Origin of the sequence: Actinocorallia populi (genome assembly GCF_002995495.1) — a bacterium.
Classification (GTDB): Bacteria; Actinomycetota; Actinomycetes; order Streptosporangiales; family Streptosporangiaceae; genus Actinocorallia; species Actinocorallia populi.
In genome coordinates this window covers 157,113-178,454 of the sequence record NZ_PVZV01000003.1, presented here as the reverse complement: position 1 = coordinate 178,454, position 21,342 = coordinate 157,113, and the positions used below count along the sequence as shown (strand labels likewise).

The following is a 21,342-nucleotide window of genomic DNA, read 5'->3' as shown; positions in this document are numbered from 1 at the left end:
CGGTGGGCTGAGAGTTCAGGAGTTCTCGTCGAAAGAAGGTTTGGCCGGGCTCTGGTAATCGCTCGCCCACTGAATACGGGCGCGGCGGCGGGTGTCCTCCCGGTACCAGTCCCGGACGAGCCACAGAAGGGCGTCGTAATCGAGCGGCTGATCGATCGTCCGGAGAAGGTCGATCAGGCCTCGAAGACGGATGAGGAGCGCATCGGGAGAGGTTGTGGTGGCTGCTGCGTTGACACGCCGGTCCACGGCTTCCGGGGTGAAGTTCTCGCTGTGGCGCAGCACCCGCAGTGCCTTGCCGAGACGGGCTCCGGGCTTGTGCATCGACCTGTCCTTGGACTGCTGGTGCAGCCCGTAAAGGGTGAGGACGGCGTGCTCGGCGTGCTGTTCGACGGAAGCCTCGCCTCGTTTGGCCAACTCGTCGTTCACTTCCGACCGGTAATGCGGCCACAACGCCACGACTTCACCGTATCGACGGCCGAGGCCAGCTCGCATGGCGGCGAGATCCTCGCCCGGTGGGGGACCGAAGGATTCTCCGGTGACGGGGTTGATGCGCCATGATCCATCAGTTTTCACCCGATGCCAGTAACGCTCGGTCTTATCGCTCATCCAGGTTCTCCGGGAGGGTGATGTCGCGTTCCTCAGGGCTCAAGCGCCGCCGAGGGAACGTTGAAGGATGCGGTTGACGCGTCCTCGGAAATGAGAGGTGGCCTGCCCCAGACCGCGCTCCCGCACGTCATCGCCTTCGGCGCCGCGCGGACCGAAGACGGATTCCGGAACCGAGGCGAACACCATTGCGGCGACCTCGTCGGTGACACGGCGGGCGTTCTTTTCCCAAGCGAGGAGAACGTCTTCGATGCGTTCGTCGTCGAGACCGGGAAGGTGGCTCAACACCCGGCGCATCGCAGGGTCGAGCCGATGGAGGACCTGCTCACCGGGACGCTGGCCCTTGTCCCACGGGATGGGCTCCAGCCCGCTGGCGCGGCGCAGGTCCGCCGAGAGATGGTTGACCGCTCGAGCCAACTGCTCGGCTTGCTCGGACATTTCGATCATTGCGCCGTACAGGTCTTGGTCTTCAGCCTGTGTGGCCATCGGCAGGGTGACGAGGTCGTGGTAGAGATGCTCCACGACGGCCGACTGGTTGCCGTAGACCAGGCCGAACGCCTCGACCCGAAGCGGGTAGTCATCCGGGATGGCGTGGCCGCGCATGTCCGCCGCCTGTCTGAGGAGAAGACTCGTCTCGACGGAGCCGCCCTCGACGTTCGCCTGCTCGATCGCAAGGAGGGCGTCCAGCCCGCGCCAGATTGCCTTCCCGGGAACGTGGCGTCGTGGTTTGCGGTCGGCGGGCTTGCTCTTGTTCGCAGGTTTGTCGGATTTCCAGGCGGTATGGGGCTCCCACTCAGGGAGGGTATGCAGCCGGTCGCCCGCAGCCACGATCACCCTACTCACGCGGACTCCTTCAGGAGTCTCCTCCGGGATCAGCCGAATGCGTCGCGATTGGAGCGTCCACAATTCGAGCAGCGTTGTGGGCGTGTACGAGGGATCCCACTCCGGTCGCGCTTCGGGCTTACGCCACTGGGGGATCCCGGTCTTCGATGGGTGCCAGATCGGCAGATTCAGTATGAGTGTCTCGTAGAAGGTCTTTCCGATCGGGACGAGGACGCCGAGCTGTCCCAGCGGCCCCGTTGGATTGCCCGTCGTCTTGCCGGCCTTGGCCTTGGGGTCGTCCTTCGCACCGGTCTTGATGGCGGCCGTGTCCCAGCAGTGCGCGTGCAGCAGCCAGCGGGCGGCCTCGGCCGATGTGAGAGCCGGGGGAGCGGCTTCGGTGCGCGCCGAGAACAACGGCACGTTGTTTCCCGTCGCTTCGGTCGCGACGATCAAGCCGGACCCCTTGGTCTCCCCGCTCAGCGCCTCCAGCCCGCCGACCTGAGCGAACGGCTTGTCTCCGAACAGGGACATCCGATCTGCGTTATCGGCCAGGTACGAGCGGAGCTTGCCCTGTTCCTCCGGCAGGAAGGCTCCGGCCGTGAACCGCTGAGCCCATTCCTCCTCGTCTTTCGGTAGTCCCAACGCATCCGCGACCACCGGCAACAGCACTTGCCGCAACAACGCAGGCGTCTGTGTGGGCAGGTCAACGACCAATTCTCCGAACGAGTCGGCGTTGGTCAGTGCGTCGGCGATGCCCACGGAGATGATTTGGCCACCTTGCATGCTGCGAAGTTGCAGCCAGGGATCCTGTGTCAGGTCGAACGGTTCCATACGCGCCTTCGATATTGGCCGTGTGTCGGAAGGGACGGAGACGCTGAGTACGGCGAAGTCACTGGCGTTCCGCAAGAGCTCGTATGCCGGCCCGGGACGACGTCGTCTGCCCCAGGGTTCAAGGAGTGATCCTCCTCTGTACCGGATTGGACGAAGAAAGGGCTCTCTGTGGCCAGGCGGGATGTCTCACGCGCATGAAGTCCAGGGAGGGATTCCAGCTGTACACAGAGGAATCATCCCACAAGAGCCACTTGAAGACTCAAGATTCAGGATATTTGCTTGTAAGTAGGATCAACGCACTCCAGTTCGAGGTTTGTAGGTTCAACAGGAGACCCCCAGCAGCCATGCTCATGACTGGGCCGTTGTCCAGTGATCTCTGTCGGGGTTGGTGCCTGAGGAGAAGTCTCAGGATGCGCGTCTCGCGTTTGCTCTCGTCGCATGGACGATCGCGAGACGGCTCGTAGGCGTGCTGGGTGGACGTTCCGAGAAGCAGTGAGCCGGGTCGGCCTCGTGAGTGCCCGCGTCACCGGGTGCTATCGCGGTTGATGACGAGACCAAGGGCAGGGTCATAGCGGATGGGGATGCCGTCCAAGACGGTGCGCCCCCGTGCGTCGAGGCATAGGGCGCGGGACTGACGGAGCCAAGGGTCGTCCCGCCAGACGGGCAAGGGTTTGAGCTCTTTCTCGGCGGTGGGAGTGAACCCGGCGGGAAGACGGACAGTCCCGGCCAGGACATCGTCGAGCCGGTCGGTGCGGACTCCTCCGTCCTGGCTCAAGAACCGTCCGTTCATGGTGTGGTAGCCCGATTCGTCCTTACGAAGAAGAATGACCTCGAGACTGGGCTCTCCGTCGCGGACCATCGCCTTGGTGACCTCCTCGCTTCCGGAAGAACCGCCGTAGTGAAGGGAGTCGAGGGTCTTCTTCTCATGGCCGCCGATGCCGGTCAGAACGTACTGCTGGGCGTTCACGGTGCGCTTCCGCCTATCCTCATCCCATTTGCTGCGCGCATCGACTTCGGCGGTCGTCCAGGACTCGGGGACGACGCGATGGTCTTCGTATACGGCAGCGACGAGCGCAGGGACCTGCCCGGGGGCCTGCCATGGGCGGGCAGTGGCCTCCAAGACCAGAGCGGCTGTCCGGAGGAGCGGATAGGCGCCGTAGATGGCTCTGCTGGCCGGGAGGATCCAGGGCGCTCCATCCAGGCGCTCGCTGAAACCGGTGACGACAACGCACGGATCCCGAACGAGGCTGGGGCGTGGAACACCGTTATGCCGGTGGAGTCGGCCGATGCGCTGCAGAAGGAGGTCGATCGGGGCGAGATCAGTGACGAGGAAATCGGCGTCGACATCGAACGATTGCTCCGCGAGCTGCGTCGCGACGAGGATGCGTCGGGGTCTTGGGTGGGACGAGGGACCTAGCCGCTCGAGCGCTTCCTCAGTGCGATCCGCACGGTCGGCGGCATGGAGACGTCCGTGTAGGAGGGCCACCTCGTCAGGGCCAAAATGGGACAGCAGTGCCTGGTAGGTGTCCTGCGCGCGGTCGACGGTATTGCGGATGACGAGGGCGCAACCTCCGCCTCGGAGTCTGTCGGCGAGCAGCTCCGCGACAGCCGAATGCGGATCTCGGCCGGCTCCCTCATGCTCGTCGAGCGCCTCGAGGCGGACTGTCAGATCAGCTCTCCATGATGAACAGTGCTCGACGAAGACCCGCGGTGCATCGTCGACGTAGGCCGCCGTCACGCTCGGGTAGCCGACGGGATCCGGGAGATCGAACTCCGGTGGTTCCTCGCGAGACATGGCACCCGCCAGATAAGAATCCGTCAGTTCCTTCTTCTGTCCTGGAGGAAGAGTCGCCGAGAGCATGACGACGGGGACACCGGCCTGGCCCAACCAACGCAGGCCTTCCTTCAGGAACTCCGACATATAAACGTCGGCAGCGTGAACCTCGTCCAGGACCACCACCTTGCCGACGAGCCCCGCCATCCGCAGCATGACGTGCTTCGTTCTCGTTGCAGCGATCAGGAGCTGATCGACGGTTCCGACGACGAGCGGCGTCAGCAAACCGCGCTTGTGGCCGAGGAACCACTCGGCCGGAGCATGGCGTTCCTGATCGCAACAATCCGCATCCGGCGAAAAACCGTAGAGGGCGTCCTCCTCAATGGCCCCGTAGAGATCATCCGGCGTCTCGCCCGCCGCTTCGAGGAGCGCACGCCACTCCTTGTTGAAGCGGCGCTTCCCGTGCAATAGGGCCACTTGGCTCTCCAGACCGGGGAGGACTTCCGCAGCCCATGCGCGGACCTGGGAGAAGATGGGATCACTTGTCGCCTGCGTCGGCATCCCGATGAAGATGCCGTCTGCTCCGAACTTGGCCGCGAGGATCTCGGCGGCGGCCAAGGCGCTCTTCGTCTTCCCCTCTCCCATGGGAGCCTCGACGATGAGGAGGCCAGGTCTCTCCATCCGGCGGGCGGCCTCCATCACCATGATCTGAGACGCGCGTGGAGCATGACCGAACCGATCCTGGAACGCTTCGGGCCCGGGTATTTCGAGCCTGCCCCAACCGCCGCGCAGACCGAGCTCGCTCCACGCACGTGCGGCACGATCATGAGACGCCTGTAGGGATACAGCGGCAAGATCGTCGATTCCCGAGAAGTGTCGTTCGTCGCTCGCGATCCAGTCGGCCATGATGATGAGCCCGCTGAGCTGCAATTGCACGGCCCGGTTGGGTCTTTTGGCCGGCTGCGCTTCGATCAGGCTCTCGTAACCGAGCTGCAACGTGAACGATTCGACGACAGCCTTCTGAACTTCCCGCCAGGCAGGGCCCTTGCCGTAGAGATGTCCCCGGGCTTTCGGGGGCTCTTTGCATTCCCCGGCTGACGGAACCCGGCCGTGATGTCCGGCTACCAGAGGCCAGATCCATGAAGCCTGTTCTGCAGTCCATCCGGCCTCCCTCAGGACATCCTGGATCAACCGTCCACCGGCTCGATCGTGTCGCCATCGGTGGGTCTGAGCTCCGACCCAGGTAAGCCCGCTGCTCCGTACCCGCTCACCGTTTTCCTCGTCGATCCGCTGGAACGCCGGCGTAGCCTTCCCACAGTCATGGATCCCGCACAACCACGCGAAGAACCGGCGCCCCCGTCCCGTTTCCCCAGCGATCTCGTCCAACATCCCCTTGGTGGACTCGGCCAGATAGCGATCCCATATCAGCTCAGCGACCGCGGCGGTATCCAGAAGATGCGCCAGTAGGAGGTTCGTCCGTCCGCCGCCCTTCTCCGCGGACTTCCCCCACAAGACCCCCAATCTTCGCAGGACATCTGCATCCCATCGCGCCCAAGCCTGACCCGCGCTCATTCGACCCCTCTCCGCCGCCAAGCTAGCCTCAGCCGGTGACAAAATGAGCTTGCCGACCTTTCGTCTGTTCGCCTAACGCGCCTCAACCGAATCCACCTGAATAAAAATCGCTCTCCCCGCCTGCGAACCTCCAGGTCAGCAAGTGTCGGCCCCGCACACGCGGGGATGCTCCCTTCTTCCGCCATGTCCTGGAGCTGCCGCTGTGGTCGGCCCCGCACACGCGGGGATGCTCCGCCGCGCCCGCCGGTGGAGGTCGACGCGCTGATGTCGGCCCCGCACACGCGGGGATGCTCCCTGTCCCAGGAGGCGCTGACGGTCCTGGAGCATGTCGGCCCCGCACACGCGGGGATGCTCCTGTACGGGTGACCCGTACGTATGTCAAGGAGACGTCGGCCCCGCACACGCGGGGATGCTCCGGACAGCAAGTCCCTGCTGACGGAGATCAACCCGTCGGCCCCGCACACGCGGGGATGCTCCTGTACGGATGACCCGTACGTATGTCAAGGAGACGTCGGCCCCGCACACGCGGGGATGCTCCGACCTGTCCGGACGGCTCGAGCGGCTCGAGCAGGTCGGCCCCGCACACGCGGGGATGCTCCGCCCTGGTGATGATCTCCAGAGACGCCAACTGTGTCGGCCCCGCACACGCGGGGATGCTCCCGAGACCCCCTGCCCCACCTGCAAGACCCGGGGGTCGGCCCCGCACACGCGGGGATGCTCCCGGGCGCCAACCACCGGTTGACGATCCAACAGTGTCGGCCCCGCACACGCGGGGATGCTCCCAGCTCACCCGACAGCTCGTAGACACCGCGCACGTCGGCCCCGCACACGCGGGGATGCTCCTATGTCGATCGTCACGCGGTAGCTGCTGGGATCGTCGGCCCCGCACACGCGGGGATGCTCCCCAGATGCACATCTCCTGGCCGCTGATCATGCAGTCGGCCCCGCACACGCGGGGATGCTCCGAGTCGAGGGTGAACTTGGCCATGGGGTGCGGAGTCGGCCCCGCACACGCGGGGATGCTCCGCTGACGTCATCCCGACCAGCATCCGAACCAACGTCGGCCCCGCACACGCGGGGATGCTCCCGGCACGGACTACGTGGGCTTCGCGCTGGACGGGTCGGCCCCGCACACGCGGGGATGCTCCCTCACCCACCTTGGCGAGCTGCTCGTCCGTGGCGTCGGCCCCGCGCACGCGGGGATGCTCCCCGCATCGCGGCGTTCCTCAGCGCGTCCCCGATGTCGGCCCCGCACACGCGGGGATGCTCCGGGCGGTGAGATGGCGGATACCTCCCCGGCGGCGTCGGCCCCGCACACGCGGGGATGCTCCCTACCAGGTTCAGTTCGACACGCACGTCACGAAGTCGGCCCCGCACATGCGGGGATGCTCCGCGCTACGACGGCCCGATCCCGAGAGGTCACGAGTCGGCCCCGCGCACGCGGGGATGCTCCGCCGTACTGGCCGTACCGCCTCACCGCTTTGGCGTCGGCCCCGCACATGCGGGGATGCTCCCGTCTCCCTACGAGCCCCGGGAAAGGAAGGTAAGGGAGGGGTGCCGGGCCGGGGACGGGAGTTTCCGGATCGAGATCCTGATCGGTATGTTCCTAACAGGGTGGTGCTATCAGCGCTGCGGTGGCCTTCTGTGTTGTGCGAGTTGGGCGGGAGATGGGGTCGCTGGATTCGTCTGCTTTCCACGCGTGTCGATGAGGTCGTTAAGCACTGCCCGCACGACTGGCCAGCAGAGCTCGACGGTGTCTCGGTCAGGGGGCGGGCCTGGCATGCGCATCTGGGCTCGGGGGTGGACGAGATTCCGGTACTGGCGAAGGGCCGCGCAGGGGTACTTGGTCACGTCGTTGCCGATCCAGCCGTTCCTTTGAGCGAGAGTCAGCAATTCGTCGAGGGATATCTTGTTCAGGTCTGCTCGGGGTGGCACGCTGACAGGCCTGGTCATCATGGCATCGATCAGAATGCCTTCGATGAGACTGCCGAGCATGATGATCGCCGCGACGTGCGAACCGTTCTCGTAGCAGGTGACGGCTTCGTCCAGGCGGCTCCGAAGGACCGTGCGAAGTTGCGAAGGAGCGATGGCTTTGTCGAGGGCTTCGCGAAGGAGCTCGGGGGCGAATGACGTAGTGGTGTCCGATCCTGGAGAACATTCGACCAGGCGAGGCGCGCCGCCGGCACGGGTCACTTTGTAGCCCTCGTGGACGAGGAAGGCGTTGAGTTCGCGCGTCACGTCGTTGACGGTGGCGGAGGGCTCGCCCAGATATTCCCGGCTATCGGCCAGGCGGAGCAGGACGGCTTCCATTGCTTGGGGGTCGTTACGGCGTTCGCGTAGCCGCGCCAAGATCCAGGAGCGGCGTGGGGTGCCGTCATGCGGTGGAACCGTCGGCCATCCTGCGCGTGTGAGGAATTTCGCGAGATTCGGGCCGGATCTGTAGAGGGGCCCGTCGTCCCCGCAGATGAGGTGGGCGAGTTCTTCCAAGGTGTTGTCGTCGAGGGCGTGCATCATTGTCCTTTCGCGGGATGGATGCCGATGCGGTCGAGAAGTGCCCACAGGGGGCGAAGGGAGACATCGGGGTCGAGGAGGAAGTCACTCTCGCGGAGTCGCCAGAACGTCCATCCGGCGCGGCGGAGGATGCGTTCGCGTAGCAGATCGTCTTGAACCTGCTTGGCGCCGCTGTGCCAATAACGCCCGTCGCATTCCACCGCGAGACGCCCTTTTTCACCGACGATCACGAGGTCGATGCGCATGTTGCGGCCGGCCGGATATTGCGGGACAACCTCGTATCCGCGTTCTCTGATCTTGAGGAAGACCTTCTGCTCGAAGAGCGAGTCGAATTCGGGGTGTTTGGTCTGCGGTTCAACGTGCAGCAGGTGCTGGGGCGTTGTCTCTCGCATCGGGGTGTCGAGCATGTGCTTCAGCAGGGATGCCCTGAGGTCGTCGCTCTTCAGTTGAGTCAGGGTGGTCGAGGCGAAGAGGACCATCTGGTCGCGGGCTCGCGTCGCCGCGACGTTCCAGCGCTGCTGCTCGAAGTCTGCTCCTCCTTGGATCCGCGGTGTGCCGGTGGCGACCATCGACAGGAGGATGACATCGCGCTGATCGCCCTGGAAGTCCGGCGGCGTGCCGACCCTGATTTTGAGCCGTTCGCGTAGAGCCTGGTCGGGGAGATGCTCGTCGAGCAGTTGCTCGATGAGCCTGATGTGGCCGCTGCGCTCGCCTCCCTGCAGGGAGATGATCCCGAATGTCTTCCCGCTGTACGCAGGATCCTCGATCATGGCTTTGAGCTCGGTGACGAGCTTCTCTGCCTCTGGCGGGTTGCGAACGTTCTGGTCGCGTCCCTCTCGATAGCCGTCCGGGACATCCACGACGCGCAGGGGAGGAAGCCGATCCGTGCCGTACTGGCGTAGGGGAGTGAGCGAGCCGTCGTAGAACATGCGCGACGACCAAGCGATGATCTCTGGCATGGACCTGTGGTGGTCGGTCAGCCGTTGTCCACCGGGAAAGCGCACGTTCATCAGCTCGTACAGGTTCGACTTCGGCGTGAGGTCGTGCCGGAACGCTCTGGGTACGTCGGGTAGGTATTCCTCGATCCGTTCGTAGATCGGTTCGAGTTCTCCGCTGACCCGCATCGGCGGCGAACACTGCTTGTCGTCTCCGACGACGATCACCTGGGGCGCCAGCCAGAGGAGGAACGCCGACTCGACGGGGAGCTGGCTGGCCTCATCGATGATGATCACGTCGAACGCGTCAGGCCGCGGATCGATCGTCTCGGCGACCTGACGTACCGGCATGACCCATGCAGGTACCGCATCTCGGGCAAGTCGCATGGCCTCCCGCGCGCCTTGCCGATGCCGACCGGCGTACCGGCCTTTGCCTCGTCCGACCCTCTTCATCTCTCGGGCGAAGGAACGGAGAGCCGAAGCCTCCCGGACGCTCATGCGCTGCAGGCAATGCCACCAGGCTTGTTCGGAGGCCAACTCCGCGGTCGTCTTCATGAGGGCGTCTTCGAGACGGTCCAGCTCCCTCTGCAGCTCGGCTGTGGACTCGACGGATCTGCTGCTCACCGCTGCGGCGGCAGCGGACCAGGCCCAAGCCTCGTCGAGAGTTTCCAGGCGAGAAGTCCAGTCGTCATCCATCGTGGCTGTGGCGAGTCTGTGCGCGAGAGCAGGATGCACGGCGGCCACACGATCGACGAGTTCGCTGCGCCGTTCCGCCAGCCGCTGACTGTGCGCTTGTGTTTTCCAGATCTCGAACGCCGTCGTGTAAGCGGCGAGGTCCCGTCGCTCGACGGCGGTAGTCATCTCTCGGAAGAGAGGGTGGTCGGCATCGGCTATTCGAGCACGAAGCGAGTCGAGATTGCGCCTTGCTCGAGCGGACTTCATGTGGGCGGGAGCGGCTGTAAATCCCTCGACGAGAGCTGGCCAATCCCACGAACCGCTCGCGTGGATGGCGCTGCGATCTGGCAAGTGCTGGTGGAGACTTTCAAGTGCTTCAGCGAAACGGATCAAATGCGCCAGGTCCGCTTCGCGCCCGACGAGGGCTTCGAGGTTCTGTGAAACGTTGTCTGGTGTGTTGGTCTTGACGCCGCTTCGTCTCCACCGATTGCTCAACCCGCTGAGAACTGCAACCGCGCGGAGGGCGGTCGTCAGCATGTCGAAGTCCGCGACGGTAGAAGGCCTCCGGCCATCGACGAAGCACTCGGCCAAGGATCGTTCCGCCATCCGCTGTTCAGGGCTTTTCTTGATCTTTCCTGGGCGTCCTCCCGCTTTGAGGAAACGGCTGTAGGCCTCGGCAGCCGAGGCGGCTTCAGCAGCCCCCGCACCATGTAGTGCCGGAATTTGAAGGTAACGACCGGTCAGCCGCGCCAGCTCCTGTGCATGTGGTGCGGCGGTTCGGGTGGCCTCCCACAGATGCTTCCATGCCGAGACGTCTCCGCCTTGAAGGATCGAAAGCGCCGCTGTGCCTTGCCAGTCGATAGAGGACCATGAGGCGGTGTCTCCTGGGAGGCGAAGGCCCTGCAAAGCGTTGCAGGCAAGCTCCCAGAAGGCGCTTACCGTTCGAAAAGCGCCTTCGTCTAGGGTGCTGAGACGTTCGGCGAGACGTGCTCCGACGCCGCTTGCGGGCAACGTTTGATGAGCCGCCGAGACGAGGGCGGTGAACTCGTCCGGGGTCGGGGGATTGCCGGCTCGTAGTGTAGGCAGCGGCTGATCGTTCTGCGCTGGGGTACGGAGGAGTTGTGCGAGCTCCTGTGCCTCCTGCGAGTTCAAGGGCACCGGTGCTGCGGAGTCCGGCATGATGCCGATCCAGGAATGCGTGCTTGCGGTGTCGGCTACGCGTTCAGCGATGTCGGCGCGACGACCGCGGTAGCCGGGCGCGACCTCACCGAGGTCTGTGGTCTCGGCTTCGATGAGTTCCCACAGCTGCCGGTGTACGAGCGAGATCTCCCTCTTCAACTCGCTGCGCCGATCTGTCAGCATTCGGGCGCGTTCGAGGATCTCTTCTTTGCTGCGCTCGGCGGAGGCGTCAGACAACGCTGTGACTGATCGGGTCAGTTCCTTTCCCCGGTTGCCGCGCTGGTCGTCCAAACGGACGCACAGCCGCTGCAACGGCTTGGGAAGCATGCCGTCGTCGAAGAGGACATTGAGCGCTTTGTCCCGGGCGCTCGTCACGAGCACACGTTTGCCTTCGGCCAGGAGAGCCGACATGAGGTTGGCGATCGTGTGGGTCTTTCCGGTTCCGGGCGGCCCTTCTATGACCAGCACCGTGTCCTTTGACAGCTTGTCGAAGGCCAGACGCTGCTCATCGTTCATCGCCAGCGGGAACAGCGGTTCCTCAGAGAGGAGCCGGGAAGTGCCGGCGGTTCCGCGGGTTGCGCGGTGCCAGGCGAGGCGCTCTTCGGGCTCCATCGGGAACATCAGCTGAGCCCATCCCAAGGGCGCCACTCCTTCAGGATCGCTCAGCGAAGCATGAATGCCTTGGTAGAACTCCGCCAACCGGTTGCTGCTTCGATGCCGGAGTACCAGAGCCGGTGAGAGGGATACCAGGGCATGAGGCCCTCCTGTTTCGGGTGTTGACCAGACCGGCTCGAACTTGCATGGCGTCTCCAACCCGTGGGAAGCCCATTTGTGCAGAAGGGCCTTCGCCTGATCGTCCAGAGGGTCGGAGACCTCGCTGAGGGCTCCTCGCAACGGCTCGACCCGGGAGGCGACGTATCCGTCCTGCTCGGTGAGGAAGTACTGGTCCTCCAAGGCCAGCTCGCCTTCGTCGCGCAGGTGCACGCCCACGCGGCCCGTCTGCTTGTCCACCACAATCTGCACCGGGGCGGTGAGCAAGTGGCGGAATACCTCATCTCCTCGGGGCGAGCGCCAGCAGAGAAGTCCGACACCGAGGATCAGTTCCTGCGTATCGCTATGGAGATCCAGTTGCCGGGCGGCGGCCGCGAGTTCCCGCCGAAGGGTTTCCCGGCTTCGCCTCGCGGCTTCTGGCTCCGCCCAGCGTGACCAGCGGGTGAGCCACTCATCGAACTGTCTCTCGACGGGATCGCCTGGTGCCTCGATCATGGGCACTCCGCCGGAGGCAGGCTCCGGCAACCCGGGTCGCAGCTTTGGAACAGCCGCGGGATCCGACCAGCCACCCTCGATGAGGTCTTCGCACACGGAAGGAGGAGCGGGGGGAGGTTGAGCGGCTTCCAGGTCGAGAGTCAGGAGAAGCCCGTCTCGGTGGAGTGCAGGCGAGGGAACGCCGTGCGGAAGGTCTGCCAACCACCATGACTCCAGACCGCGCACGGTGCGGTTAAGCGGTTCGGCTGCACGCACCAGCTCACCCAGGTAGTTGGCGAGGCCGAGTGAAGAATTTTTGATCTGGGGATCTGACGGGTCCAACCGAACGCCTTTCAAAGGAGGGAGGCCAGCCCTCCAGGATTCGAAAAGCTTTGGCTGTCCACAACCCAGTGGCCCGATTTGGACACAGTGAGTAATGGAACGCTGGCCTGGGGGAAAGGGAGAAGGTTCACTGGTGTTGGGGTGTGCCCGAAGAGTGCGCCGATGCGGTGGTCTCTGCAGAAAGCTCAGCGGGTTTTTGACCTGGTAAAAGACGGTTGGGTGCTGGCGGTGCGGACGGACCAGCCTTGTTCGTTGGTGGAGGGTTCGACGAGGATGGCTTGGCCGTCGCCGATGCGGGTGGCGAGGAGTTCCCAGAGGCGGTCGCGGATACGGTGGCTGGGGTTGCCGACGAACACGCCGGCGTTGACTTCGATCATCCAGCGGGTGAGGTGGCCGCGGAGGCCTTCGGGGGCGGCGATGAGGACGATGACGGTCATGGGGCGTCGAACTCGGGGCCGATGATCGCCATGTGATGGTCTCCCATGGTGGGTTGGATGAAGGCTGTACTGAGGTTGACGGCCATGTCCGATTCGTCGGCCCAATTGACGCTGCCGACGCGTTCGTCCCATAGCTCGTTGGTGTCTTCTGGCGGTTCGGCCCCTTCAGTGGGGAGGAGGGGAGCGTTCCTCTTCTCCGCGGATTTCCCCTACAAGACCCCAATCTCCGCACGACATCCGCATCCCATCCCGTCCATACCTGACCCGCACTCATCCGACCTCCTCTCCCAGGCGCCGCTCCACCTATCCTCAGCTGGTGACAGAATGAGCTCACCAGCCTTTTGTCCGCCCGCCCAACGCGCCTCGACCGAATCCACCTGAATAAAAATCGCTCCCCTCGCCTGCAAACCCCCAGGTCAGCAAGTGTCGGCCCCGCACGCGCGGGGATGTTCCGTGTTGAACGACCCTGAGGCCACGCAGCTGCAGGTCGGCCCCGCACGCGCGGGGATGTTCCCATCGACGCCAGCGACATCGGCTGGGTCCAGGCGTCGGCCCCGCACGCGCGGGGATGTTCCCGTGAACATCGGCGGGATCACGATCAAGCGGGAGTCGGCCCCGCACGCGCGGGGATGTTCCGTGGCTGAGCGGACCGTCGAGGCCGGGGCGTCCGTCGGCCCCGCACGCGCGGGGATGTTCCGGGTTACGAGGTCGGGGGCGGGGCCTTGAGCAGGTCGGCCCCGCACGCGCGGGGATGTTCCGTCCAGGCGACATTACGCCCGTTGCGGCCGATCGTCGGCCCCGCACGCGCGGGGATGTTCCTTCATGGGGCCAAGCCAAGAAAAGGGGCGATTAGTCGGCCCCGCACGCGCGGGGATGTTCCGTACCTGGGCGGGCGCGCGGCCCGAGCTGAGAAGTCGGCCCCGCACGCGCGGGGATGTTCCTCCCACGGGCGGACCCATCGGAAGGCGCCTTCGGTCGGCCCCGCACGCGCGGGGATGTTCCGCGGCCAGCTCAGCCCCGGTGCCGCTGGTCTCCGTCGGCCCCGCACGCGCGGGGATGTTCCCTGCTCACCGCCTACGCGATGGATCCTGAACGCGTCGGCCCCGCACGCGCGGGGATGTTCCGAAGCCGGCGCCGAAGGTCGCGGGGATCGGCGCGTCGGCCCCGCACGCGCGGGGATGTTCCGAACTGCAGCGACTCATCGACGAACAGGCAGGTGTCGGCCCCGCACGCGCGGGGATGTTCCGCGGTTCTCGTTCATCGTTCGGTCCTCTTCTTGGTCGGCCCCGCACGCGCGGGGATGTTCCGGGCGCACCGATGCCCCAGCAGCTCACCGACGAGTCGGCCCCGCACGCGCGGGGATGTTCCCGATTGTGTAGGCCCCCGGCACCTACAGAACCCGTCGGCCCCGCACGCGCGGGGATGTTCCGGTGTCTCCTACTGGTCCGGGTCGGGGAAGAGCGGTCGGCCCCGCACGCGCGGGGATGTTCCGCTGGAGGTCATCGCCGCCGAGGTCGCCGAGTTGTCGGCCCCGCACGCGCGGGGATGTTCCTCCGACCAGGCTGGCCAGGGCGCCGAGGGAGACGTCGGCCCCGCACGCGCGGGGATGTTCCCGAGTTGTAGCTCTCGATCTCGCCGAGCACGTTGTCGGCCCCGCACGCGCGGGGATGTTCCTCTGTTCGTGGAGCGCTCGAGCTGGGCGTGACCGTCGGCCCCGCACGCGCGGGGATGTTCCGAAGGCCGGGCTTCAGCGCTACGGCCGGTACCTGTCGGCCCCGCACGCGCGGGGATGTTCCGATGATGGAGCTGGTCGCCCAGCTCTCCCCCGCGTCGGCCCCGCACGCGCGGGGATGTTCCGCACGCCCTCTGATCCCGACACCAAGGAGAGACGTCGGCCCCGCACGCGCGGGGATGTTCCCTCATGGATGTCCGTCCGCTGGGTGGGGCCGCTGTCGGCCCCGCACGCGCGGGGATGTTCCCGCGGGCTACGAGATCGACGGCGAGACCGTCGAGTCGGCCCCGCACGCGCGGGGATGTTCCCGGGCGCGCCAGTACGCGCGCGGCATCGTGGCGGTCGGCCCCGCACGCGCGGGGATGTTCCCCGTGCCGGGTGGTGGTGTCGACCGTGCCGTCGGTCGGCCCCGCACGCGCGGGGATGTTCCCATCTTCGGGGCGGCGGGCGCCGAGGGCGGCGGGTCGGCTCCGCACGCGCGGGGATGTTCCCTCCCCGAACTCCAGCAGCCGGTGGATTCTGGCGTCGGCCCCGCACGCGCGGGGATGTTCCAGAGGCGCAGCTCGCCTATGAGCAGGCGGTGCAGTCGGCCCCGCACGCGCGGGGATGTTCCCCGGAACTTCTTCCTCAACAGCGCGGAGCCAGGGTTGGTCCCGCACGCGCGGGGATGTTCCGGTCGAGCTTGACAAGCAGAACCAGCCCCAGGGGTCGGCCCCGCACGCGCGGGGATGTTCCCCTGTCCAACGGCGAGTACGTGCTGCCCGCCAAGTCGGCCCCGCACGCGCGGGGATGCTCCGTGTTGCTGGACGGCGGCCTGGCCGTCGGTGAAGTCAACCTTGCGCACGCGGGATGCTTTCCCTCAGATCATCTGTAGAGATGCGCGGTGAGGTTGGCCCTACACGCATGGGGTGCCATATCTGAACCTGCCGGAAACGGGTCCTCTTATCGAGAGCGGGCCCGAGTGCGTGCGAGGGCGTCGAGGGCGGTGTCGTCGGCGTCGGGGAGGGTGTGGAGGTACTTTTCGGTGGTGGAGATGCTGCCGTGTCCGAGGCGTTCTTTGACGACTTGGAGGTCGGCGCCGCCTGCGAGGAGCCAGGAGGCGTGGGCGTGGCGGAGGTCGTGCATTTTGACCTTGAACTCCAGGCCTGAGGCGGTGAGGGCGGGGCGCCAGATGTGGTCGCGGAACCATCGGCGGGGGATGTGTCCGTCGGTGTTCCAGGAGCGTAGGTTGCGTGGGTTGTCTTTGCCGGTGCTGCGGCGCTGGGCGCGGTAGGTGGCGTAGGCGCTTCTGCAGTGTGGGCAGCGGCATTTGCCGGCGGAGTAGGCGCTGAGTGTGCCGTGTCGGTATCGCCGTCCGGCGGCGTTCGGATCGGTCAGGCCCAAAGGTTCTGGCTGTTCGGGTTTTGGCTTCTGGGCTGGTTCTTCGTGCTGGTAGAGGAAGAGCAGGTCGTCGGGCTCTAGTTTCTTGTCCTCGATGTGCTGCTTGAGCTTGGTGGTGATCTGCGGGCTGAGCTTGAAGCGGCGGAACTCGCGGTCTTTGGGGTAGTCCTTGATAAGGAAGCGTTTGCCCTGGGGGTGGTGCTTGGGGTTGATCTCGACGATTGTTCGGCTCACGGTGACGATGCGGCTGAGCAGGTCGAGGTCCTTGACGCGGAGTTCGGTCAGCTCGCCCCAGCGCATGCCGCTCTCGATGGCGGTTTCGGCCAGGAGGCGGGCGTCTTCTGTGGGGAGGGCGAAGTAGAGCTTGTCGAACTCCTCGGGGGTGACGATGCGCAGGGGCTTTTTTGCGATGGTGGGGGTCTTCACGCCTTTGCAGGGGTGGAGGGAGGTGATCTGGTCGTTCAGGGCTGTGGTGAAGATGCCGCTGAGGATCGATTTGTTGAGTCGGATGGTGGTGGGGGAGAGGCCGCGGTCGTGTTGGTCCTTCACCCAGGCGCGTACGTCGCTGGGCATGATTTCGACCATGCGCATGGAGCCGAACCAGGTCATGATGTGCGCGTAGATGGAGTACGTGTAGCCCTCGCGGGTGGTGGCCTCCATGACGTGGTTCGGTAGCCACTCCTTCTCTACGTATCTTCGGAAGGTCTGTTTCTTTCGGGCCGGGTTTCCTGCCTGGCCTTCGGCGACTTTGGCCTCGGCTTTCTGCCAGGCCTTGTCGGCCTCCTTCTTGCTGGCGAAGGTTCCCGCGGAGAGCTCCCTGCCGCGCAGGTCGGTGTAGTAGGCGGTGTACCGGGGCTTGCCGTTCTTGGCGACGCGCTTCCGCGAGAAGCCCATCTTCCCTCCTCAAGATCGTCTGACCGTCGTTTGACCGTGGACTCTGCGCTAGGCCCTGGCATCGGGTGAGACGGTGTGGCAGGGGGATCAGGCGCTCTACCTGCAGTTTCTCGCAGGAGAGGCGGTTGCTCAAGGTGATTGATGAACAGCGGAACGCGACTGGGGGTCAAGGGGTCGCAGGTTCAAATCCTGTCGTCCCGACAGTGAAGCGCAGGTCGAAGGCCTCATCTCCCTCCGGGGAGGTGGGGCCTTCGATCGTTGGTCCGCGGTTCGCCCACGGGGGCGAACGTGATCATCTGCCCTGGGGCGCCTCCGGCTGGTCTGCGCTGCCGTCCCCTCGACCACCGTCGCCGGCTCGTTTGAGCACGGTTGCCTCCGGCTGCAGGGGTGGTTCGCGACCAACGGTGTGGTGCCGGTCTTCGTACTCGAACAAGTTGCGGCCTTGTCGCGTCGGTCCTCGGCTCGGACCGACTTGCGAATCTACGGCGTAAAGGCACCTGCCGGGTGGCGCGTGGCGTTTCAGGTGCGGCCCCTTGACGGAGGGCACCTGGCGGCGGCCGTATCCCTACGATCGCGCCTGAGCGTGTGGTGCGTGGCTGGTCGAGGTCGAAGCACGAGGATCTGGATGGGGGCCGACGGCGAGGCCGAACGCTGGCTGGAGTTGCTGGAGGCGGCCGGTGACGAGAACGGCGATGACCTGGTGGCGGTGCGGGCGGGAACGCAGGGTGGCGGCTTGGAGGGGTTCCATGCCCGGCTCGGCTTCCATCTTCTTGAGGAAGAAGTCCCGCTCGATCTCGATGAGTACTTGGGTCAGTCCTTCGGGGCCTTCGCTGAAGTGGGGGTCAGGTCTTCTTCTGCCGCGACGACCGATGAAGCCGATGCTTGTGGGTGAGGTCTCAGAGGGCGGCCCGTTATTCTGCGGCTGTGCCGGAGCCATTGGAGCGTCCCCTGCTGTTTCTTGATGTTGACGGCCCCCTCATCCCGTTCGGGGCGCCCGTACCGTATCTCGATGGGCGCTCGGACGACCGGATGGTGCCGCGACGGCTGCCGTCGGGGTCGAACCCGCTGCTGGCCAGGATCGATTCCCGGCACGGGGTTCGGTTGTCGGCTCTGCCGTGTGATCTGGTGTGGGCGACGACGTGGATGGCGGAGGCGAACGAGGCGATCAGTCCGTTGCTGGGTCTGCCCGAACTGCCGGTGGTGGACTGGCCGGATTCCGACGAAGAAGGGCCGCTGCACTGGAAGACCCGCGGTCTGGTCGAGTGGGCGGCGGGGCGTCCGTTCGTGTGGGTCGATGACGAGATCACCGATGCCGACCGGGTGTGGGTGTCCGCCCATCATCATGGACGAGCGCTTCTCCACGGAGTCGATGCCCGCTGTGGTCTCACTCGCGCTGACCTCATCGTGATCGCTGACTGGTTGGGACGGCTATAGCCGAGCTGGCCACGGCCGTCATTGCTGAGTGAATCGCCCGGTCGTCTGGAGCTTTGATGTGCCCCGTGCCGGGTGGCTAAGTCTCATAGGCGAGAGCACCGGACGGGGCCGAGGAAGCGGTTCCGCGGCCCCGTTTCTCTGCTCCGGCGGGTCTGCCGCGGATCTGCGCCGGGTGGACGAGCTGCTGGCCGCGGTCGAGGAGAGCGGGCTGCTGGACCTCTCCCGTCCGGTGGGGTTGATGCTCGTCGCGGTGCTGCATTTCGTCTCCGACGAGGAGGACGTCGAGGGCCTCCTGCGCGCTTATCTGGCGCGTCTGGCTCCGGGTTCGGCCATGGCGATCTCGCACATCTCCCCGGGAGGTGCTGATTCCGAGCGGCTGGACGAGGCGGTCGACATCTACTCCGCCGCGACCCCGCCTGGAGTGCATCTGCGTACCGCCGAGCAGGTGACCCGGTTGTTCGACGGCACGACTTTGCTGCCTCCGGGTGTGGTGCCCATCGCCGACTGGCACCCCCGGCGCGGCGACGACACCCGCCCGACCGCGGCCACCGGGGCCTGCTCTGACGCTGTTACGCGCTGCGCCTCGGCGGCCGAAGACGTGAGCTGTCCAGGATCGGTGAAGTCCTTTGACGTTCGAGCCGAGCGCGGACTTCGGAGCCGGCGGTGGTCGGGGATGCCCCGGCGGCTCGGGTGAAGAGAGTCGCTATTCTCCCCAGGTGGCATTTTTCGGGAGTGATGGTGTCATGCCCGAGACCATCGGCCCCTTTCGGATCGTCCGGTTGCTGGGCGAGGGCGGTATGGGGCGGGTCTTCCTCGGGGCCTCGTCCAGCGGCAGGCAGGTCGCGGTCAAGGTGGTGCGGCCCGAGCTGGCCTCGGACGCCGGGTTCCGGCGGCGGTTCAAGGCCGAGGTCGAGGCGGCCATGGCGGTCAGCGGGGCGTTCACGACGCCGGTCGTGGACGCCGATCCCGAGGGGGCGCTGCCGTGGCTGGCGACGGTGTACGTGCCGGGGCCTTCGCTGCAGGCCGAGATCGACGCCCGCGGGCCGATGGCCGAGCCCGAGGTCCGGGTGCTGGGCGCGCGGCTGGCCGAGGCGCTGGCGGCGGTCCACCGTGCGGGGCTCATCCACCGGGACCTCAAACCGTCGAACATCCTGCTCGCCGACGACGGGCCGCGGGTCATCGACTTCGGGATCAGCCGCGCCTCCGAGGGCACCGTGCTCACCGTGACGGGCGGTGTCATCGGGTCGGCCGGGTACATGTCGCCGGAGCAGGTGGCCGGGCACGAGCTGACCCCGGCCAGCGACGTGTTCGCGCTCGGCGCGGTGGTGGTGTTCGCCGCGACGGGGAGGCACGCGTTCGGGACGGGGCCCTTCCAGGTGTTGATGTTCCGCGCCGCCTACGAGCCGCCGCAGCTCGACGGGGTGCCCGAGGGTCTCGCCGAGCTGGTGGCGGCCTGCCTGGAGAAGGATCCGGCGCGGCGTCCTCCCGTCGCAGGGCTTCCCGAACTGTTCGCCGCGGCCGATCGGATCCCGGCCCCCCGCCCCGAGGCGTCCGCCTCGCCGGAGACGGCGCCCGCCGTGCCGCTCCAGCAGCCGCTCTCGGAACCCGTGTCGGTACTTTCCGTGCCGCTTCTGCCCCCGGCTCCGGTTCCGCCCACGCAGGTGTCACCGCCCGCGCTCACCCGCCGCCAGACGTTGCTGGGAGGGGCGGCTCTCGCCCTGACCGGGACGGCGGCCGTCGTCGCCCTGTCGCCCCTGGTCCGGGGGCGCGGGCGGAGCACGGAAGGGGCGAAGCCGTCGGCCGACGCCACGGACAGCGGTCTCCAGCCGGTCTGGGAGGCGTCCGTCGGCGAGGAGTACGGCGAACTCGTGCTCGCGGGCGACGTCGTGCTGTCCATTCACAAGGGTGTGGACGCGCTCTCTCCGGCGGACGGGAAGGAGGTCTGGGAGAGCACCGCTCATGACGCGTTCTACCCGGCGAAGTATCGGGACGGCCGGGTCTATCTGATCGCGGACGGCGAGATCTCCGCGCTGTCCGCGCAGACGGGGGAGGAGCTGTGGATCTCCGAGCTGGACGGCGGTGTGCCCGAGAGCCCGCTCCCCATCGCGCCTTCGCTGCTCGTGGTCCGGGACAAGGAGCAGCGGGCGCACGGGTTCGACCCGGAGACCGGCAGGTGGCGCTGGACGCTCGGGACCGCGGACGAGCCGTTCTACGTGAACGGCGACCCCTGCAAGGGGGTGATGCTGATCGACACCCGCTTTCAGGAGACCGGCAACTCGTACGCGGGCGTCACGATGAGCAGCGGCAGGAAGAAGTGGACGAGGCGCGGCAAACTGCTCGCTCGTTGCACCGACGGAAAGCGGTTCTACGTCCTCGACGAGGACCTGAAGGTACGGGCCCTCGATCCGCTCACCGGTAAGGAGATCTGGAGCAGCCCCAGCGGTATGCCGCTCTACCGTCCCAAGAAGGACGAACCCGATTACTGGCTGAGCTTCGCAGACGGCCTGCTCATCGGCACCTGCAGCACCCCGGGCAGGCTCGCCGTCTTCGACTCCGCCACGGGCCGCCGCCTCTGGAAGCCGAAGCCCATCGATACGGCGACTTTCGCGCTCTCGGGGAGGACGTTCTGCTCCTGCGAGACGAAGTCCCTCCGCGCGATCGATGTCCGGACCGGGAGACCCCTGTGGGAAGTGGAACTCACCGGTTCCGGGAGCAGCGCCCTGGACTTCTCCCTGCGGGAGGGCCTCGGCGGCCAGGTCACCATCGCGAGCAGGGAGGGGCTCCAGGGCCGGGACCTGGCCACAGGGCGCGAAACCTGGTTCTACGCCGCGGAGAAGGACTCCCCCTACGAGTGGAGGGTCCTGCGCGTACCGGGCAGGCTGCTGGCCAAGCACGAACGGGAGGTCTACGCCTTCGACTTTCCCGGCGAGGACGCCACGACCCTCTACTGAGGTCCGGCCGCACCGGCAGGGGACG

General features: G+C 66.3%; 11 protein-coding genes and 2 CRISPR repeat arrays. Of the genes, 4 read left to right on the top strand and 7 right to left on the bottom strand.

Annotated features, from left to right (window positions below):
- Positions 1-15: 15 nt before the first annotated feature.
- The 7 genes from casB to C2865_RS13905 all read right to left on the bottom strand — a co-directional run bounded on the left by casB (position 16) and on the right by C2865_RS13905 (position 16,932).
- Positions 16-606 carry a type I-E CRISPR-associated protein Cse2/CasB gene (gene casB / locus C2865_RS13935; RefSeq protein WP_106398890.1) on the bottom strand — a complete coding sequence of 197 codons (591 nt, stop codon included), beginning with the start codon at positions 604-606 and terminating at the stop codon, positions 16-18.
- Positions 607-645: 39 nt separating this feature from the next.
- A complete protein-coding gene (gene casA, locus C2865_RS13930; RefSeq protein ID WP_106398889.1) occupies positions 646-2,256 on the bottom strand; it encodes a type I-E CRISPR-associated protein Cse1/CasA in 1,611 nt (536 codons plus the stop codon).
- Between the two features lie 523 nt (positions 2,257-2,779).
- Positions 2,780-5,602 (bottom strand): CRISPR-associated helicase/endonuclease Cas3, encoded by a 2,823-nt coding sequence (locus C2865_RS13925; protein WP_106398888.1) that lies wholly within the window; start codon positions 5,600-5,602, stop codon positions 2,780-2,782.
- A gap of 144 nt (positions 5,603-5,746) precedes the next feature.
- Positions 5,747-7,116: a CRISPR direct-repeat array (repeat unit 28 nt; unit sequence GTCGGCCCCGCACACGCGGGGATGCTCC).
- Between the two features lie 109 nt (positions 7,117-7,225).
- Positions 7,226-8,113, bottom strand: coding sequence for a hypothetical protein (locus C2865_RS13920; RefSeq protein WP_157963702.1), 888 nt, complete (start codon positions 8,111-8,113; stop codon positions 7,226-7,228).
- Positions 8,113-12,168 carry an AAA domain-containing protein gene (locus C2865_RS13915; RefSeq protein ID WP_106398886.1) on the bottom strand — a complete coding sequence of 1,352 codons (4,056 nt, stop codon included), beginning with the start codon at positions 12,166-12,168 and terminating at the stop codon, positions 8,113-8,115. The genes C2865_RS13920 and C2865_RS13915 overlap by 1 nt, the downstream gene beginning before the upstream one ends.
- Before the next feature lie 506 nt (positions 12,169-12,674).
- Entirely contained in the window at positions 12,675-12,926 is a 252-nt protein-coding gene (gene cas2e / locus C2865_RS13910) for a type I-E CRISPR-associated endoribonuclease Cas2e (protein ID WP_106398885.1), read from the bottom strand.
- 425 nt (positions 12,927-13,351) lie between these two features.
- Positions 13,352-15,454: direct repeats of the CRISPR family, unit length 28 nt; unit sequence GTCGGCCCCGCACGCGCGGGGATGTTCC.
- A 146-nt stretch (positions 15,455-15,600) separates the two neighbouring features.
- Entirely contained in the window at positions 15,601-16,932 is a 1,332-nt protein-coding gene (locus C2865_RS13905; RefSeq protein ID WP_106398884.1) for a tyrosine-type recombinase/integrase, read from the bottom strand.
- 625 nt (positions 16,933-17,557) lie between these two features.
- On the opposite strand from C2865_RS13905, the gene C2865_RS13900 reads away from it, so the two are divergent.
- Genes C2865_RS13900 through C2865_RS13885 form a run of 4 tightly spaced genes read left to right on the top strand, consistent with a single transcriptional unit; the run spans position 17,558 to position 21,317 of the window.
- Entirely contained in the window at positions 17,558-17,824 is a 267-nt protein-coding gene (locus C2865_RS13900) for a hypothetical protein (protein WP_106398883.1), read from the top strand.
- A gap of 32 nt (positions 17,825-17,856) precedes the next feature.
- Entirely contained in the window at positions 17,857-18,366 is a 510-nt protein-coding gene (locus C2865_RS13895; RefSeq protein ID WP_232835589.1) for an HAD domain-containing protein, read from the top strand.
- Positions 18,367-18,394: 28 nt separating this feature from the next.
- Positions 18,395-19,060 carry an SAM-dependent methyltransferase gene (locus C2865_RS13890; RefSeq protein ID WP_106398882.1) on the top strand — a complete coding sequence of 222 codons (666 nt, stop codon included), beginning with the start codon at positions 18,395-18,397 and terminating at the stop codon, positions 19,058-19,060.
- Positions 19,061-19,109: 49 nt separating this feature from the next.
- Positions 19,110-21,317 (top strand): outer membrane protein assembly factor BamB family protein, encoded by a 2,208-nt coding sequence (locus C2865_RS13885; RefSeq protein ID WP_106398881.1) that lies wholly within the window; start codon positions 19,110-19,112, stop codon positions 21,315-21,317.
- Positions 21,318-21,342: the final 25 nt, after the last annotated feature.

What these genes read in the sequence shown, in the direction of transcription:
- C2865_RS13915 (WP_106398886.1), bottom strand. Translation starts at nt 12,168, where the DNA reads ATGATCGAGGCACCAGGCGATCCCGTCGAGAGACAGTTCGATGAGTGG.
- casB (WP_106398890.1), bottom strand. Translation starts at nt 606, where the DNA reads ATGAGCGATAAGACCGAGCGTTACTGGCATCGGGTGAAAACTGATGGA.
- C2865_RS13885 (WP_106398881.1), top strand. Translation starts at nt 19,110, where the DNA reads ATGCCCGAGACCATCGGCCCCTTTCGGATCGTCCGGTTGCTGGGCGAG.
- C2865_RS13920 (WP_157963702.1), bottom strand. Translation starts at nt 8,113, where the DNA reads ATGCACGCCCTCGACGACAACACCTTGGAAGAACTCGCCCACCTCATC.
- casA (WP_106398889.1), bottom strand. Translation starts at nt 2,256, where the DNA reads ATGGAACCGTTCGACCTGACACAGGATCCCTGGCTGCAACTTCGCAGC.
- C2865_RS13900 (WP_106398883.1), top strand. Translation starts at nt 17,558, where the DNA reads ATGGGGGCCGACGGCGAGGCCGAACGCTGGCTGGAGTTGCTGGAGGCG.
- C2865_RS13905 (WP_106398884.1), bottom strand. Translation starts at nt 16,932, where the DNA reads ATGGGCTTCTCGCGGAAGCGCGTCGCCAAGAACGGCAAGCCCCGGTAC.
- cas2e (WP_106398885.1), bottom strand. Translation starts at nt 12,926, where the DNA reads ATGACCGTCATCGTCCTCATCGCCGCCCCCGAAGGCCTCCGCGGCCAC.
- C2865_RS13925 (WP_106398888.1), bottom strand. Translation starts at nt 5,602, where the DNA reads ATGAGCGCGGGTCAGGCTTGGGCGCGATGGGATGCAGATGTCCTGCGA.